Annotated in this window: 3 protein-coding genes; 1 reads left to right on the forward strand and 2 read right to left on the reverse strand. The window is 51.5% G+C overall.

Annotated elements, in window-relative coordinates; translation table 11 throughout:
- Positions 1 to 1,128, reverse strand: a 1,128-nt coding sequence (locus ABYW01_RS18110; protein WP_372835529.1) for a cation:proton antiporter, incomplete at its 3' end; no start/stop codon positions are given.
- Between the two features lie 61 nt (positions 1,129 to 1,189).
- The gene (locus ABYW01_RS18115; RefSeq protein WP_372835532.1) at positions 1,190 to 2,515 is read right to left on the reverse strand and encodes an MATE family efflux transporter; all 1,326 of its coding nucleotides are present in this window, start codon (positions 2,513 to 2,515) and stop codon (positions 1,190 to 1,192) included.
- 152 nt (positions 2,516 to 2,667) lie between these two features.
- Here ABYW01_RS18115 and ABYW01_RS18120 point away from each other — a divergent pair.
- The coding region (locus tag ABYW01_RS18120; protein ID WP_372835535.1) for an iron-sulfur cluster biosynthesis family protein at positions 2,668 to 2,935 on the forward strand (268 nt) is incomplete at its 3' end.

The raw sequence follows: 2,935 nt of genomic DNA on the forward strand, positions 1-2,935 counted from the left end.
GAAGTTAAAGATCACCACGTAACTTGAAAGCAGGAACGTCAAGATCGCAGTCGCTTGGATGACATGTGAAGCTTCCTGTCCAATCAGCGCCGCGCTTGTTGCGATGTAAGCGATCAGCAGCGAGAACTCACTAATCTGTCCCAGTCGAAAACCCACTTCCCAGGCCAGGCTCTTAGATTCACTGATTCTGCTGAGCATATAGCGAAATACGACCGGCTTGAGTGCAACCACCAGTACCGCGAGAATCACTGACGGCCATAAAATGTCGTCGAGCAACGACAAGTTGAAGCTTGCGCCAATCGAAAAGAAGAACAGAATCAGGAAGAAATCACGCAGTGGTTTCAGGCTTGTCGCAATGTACTGTGCGATTGGGCTGGTGGCGATGGATACGCCCGCAACGAATGCCCCGATCTCAGCCGACAGGCCGGACATCTGAGCGACCTCTGCCAGTCCCAGGCACCAGCCAATTGCCAATAGAAAGATATACTCATGAAAGCGATCAAAGCGCTGGATAAGCTTCAACAAGACATATTTAACGAAGACAAATGCGCCCGCGATCAGGGCGGGCAGTGCTGCCAGCGTCTTCAGGTAGGTCCCCATACCGTTATCGCCCGAGTCTCCACTGTATAGAAACAACAGGACCATGATCGCGATAACGTCTTGCAGTAGCAAAAGGCCAACGACCAACTCACCGGTATGACGGTGATGTAGCACGGTTGTCGGGAGCAGTTTGATACCAATAATGGTGCTGGAAAACATCAGTGCCGCGCCGATGATCGCCGCTTCAGCTTGTGTATAGCCAAATGCGACGCCGATACCGTATCCGGTGGCGAAGAAAATAATCGAGCTGCCGATGGCCACCAGTGTGGCTTTTTTCAGCATATGGATTAAGTGACTGGGCTGCATATCAAGCCCAAGCAGAAACAGCAGGAAAATAATGCCGATATGGGATATCTCCGACAGCATTTTAGTGTCGCTGACGTATCCCATGCCATAAGGCCCTAGAATTGCCCCCAGCACAATATAGGCCACCAATAAGGGTTGGCGTGTGTAGAGAGCGGCGGAGGCTAGAATTGCTGCGCCAGTAAAAATAAGAAAGAACGAAAAGACGAGGTTGTGCTCTTCCATTTATTCCAGAGTCCTTAATAAAGCTGATCACGTTCAAGTCTAACAGATGCTGGGAGCGCCTTTATACAGCAATCTCCGCCCATTGCCGTTTTGACCACACATAGGAAAAAATAGCGGACGATAGGGCACGATGTATCAGTTGTACTAACCAGATGCCTAACAAGCCAAATCCCCAGTATGGGCCGATGAGCCATGCCAGAGGCAGGTAAAACATCCACTGACCCAATGTGCTTATGTAAAGTACCGACCGATTCGCCCCGGCGCCGAGCAGTGCTTGTGTTAAGACGATGGCTGCAGTATCGAAGCAGATGGCGATCGCTGTAATCTGCAGAGGCAGCTCAGCCTGAAGCAGCAATGTGTCGGAGTGGATGAACAGCCCAAGTATGACATCCGGGAACATCCATAGCGGCAGGCTCAATAATACAATGACCCCCAGGGCAGTCTTGATTGTATCCCAGCCCCATTGGCAGGCCTCCTCGGTGTTATTTTCTCCGAGGGAGTGGCTTACCAGCGAGGTTGATGCAATGCCAAACCCGACGCCAGGCAGGATTAGAAATAACGCCAGATTGATCAATACGTGGGCAATGGCCTGATCTTCTGTTCCCAGCTGGCCGATGATCCAGAACAGGGTGCAGATGCCTGCTGCAAAGAAAAACTGCTGTAGAGAGTGAGGTATGGATAGTGAAAGCAGTTTACCTATCGATGCAGGCCCTCGGCGATATTTAAGAAAACCATAGGGGCGTGCGCTGCGCCACATCAGTACGCCATTCAACAGGCAGCCAAGGCTGAGGGCGATTGCGGTGCCCAGTCCTGCTCCCGCTGCGCCCATCTCAGGTAAACCCAGCTTGCCGAAAATCAGGCCATAGCTAATGGCAACGTTCAACAAGTGCATGATCACCAGGGATACAAGGTAAGTGCCGGGTTGTTTTATGCCGTTCCACCATCCACGGAAGGATAGGTTGATGCCCACGGCCAGCATCGCCATCGTTCGGTAGTCAAAGTATGACTGCCCGATGCGTTGAACCTCAGGGTCGTCACTGATCAGAGATATGATATCCGCGGAATGGCTGATGTAGATAAAGCTCAGTGGGAGCGCAAAAAGTACAGATACAATCAGGCCCCAGTTGACCGGGCGGGCCATCTCAGCGAGTCGGCCCTGGCCTCTGCGGCGCGCCACCATTGCCTGGACACCGGAAGAAAGACCAAGAATCAGGCTCACGGCGACAAAATTGGCGTAGCTGCCGACGCCCACGCCGGCCAAAGCCGCTTCCCCGAGACTGCCAACCATCGCTGCATCTACAAGGTTCAGAATGCTCTGTGACAGCATGCCACCAATAATGGGCAGGCCAAGCATCAGGATTGTCTTATAGCGCTGGGTTGCGGTCATCTTTGGAGGGGTAGCCGAGTAAAAGCCGCCAGTGTATCAGAAATCATCGTTGGTAGATTCTGGTTAATAGCTGACCAATTTACTCAGAATTAGAATCGGTGTATGCTTCAGCCACATAAGAGTAGGTAAAAAGTTAAGTAACAGGATTATGTATGAGCATCACGGTAACCGAAAGCGCTGAAAATTATCTGGCGGAACTGTTAGCAAAGCAGGAAGTTGAAGGGATTGCAGTACGGATGTTTGTAACCCAGCCGGGTACACCGTATGCCGAGTCCTGTCTGGCCTATTGCCGCCCGGATGAAATTGTCGAAGATGACGAAATCATGGAGCTGAGCAAGTTTCGCGTCTACATCGAAAATAACAGTGTCTCCTATCTGGAAGATGGACTGGTTGATTTTGCAGAAGACCGTATGGGTGGCC

It is taken from the genome of Pontibacterium sp. (genome assembly GCF_041587635.1).
Lineage (GTDB): Bacteria > Pseudomonadota > Gammaproteobacteria > Pseudomonadales > Balneatricaceae > Pontibacterium.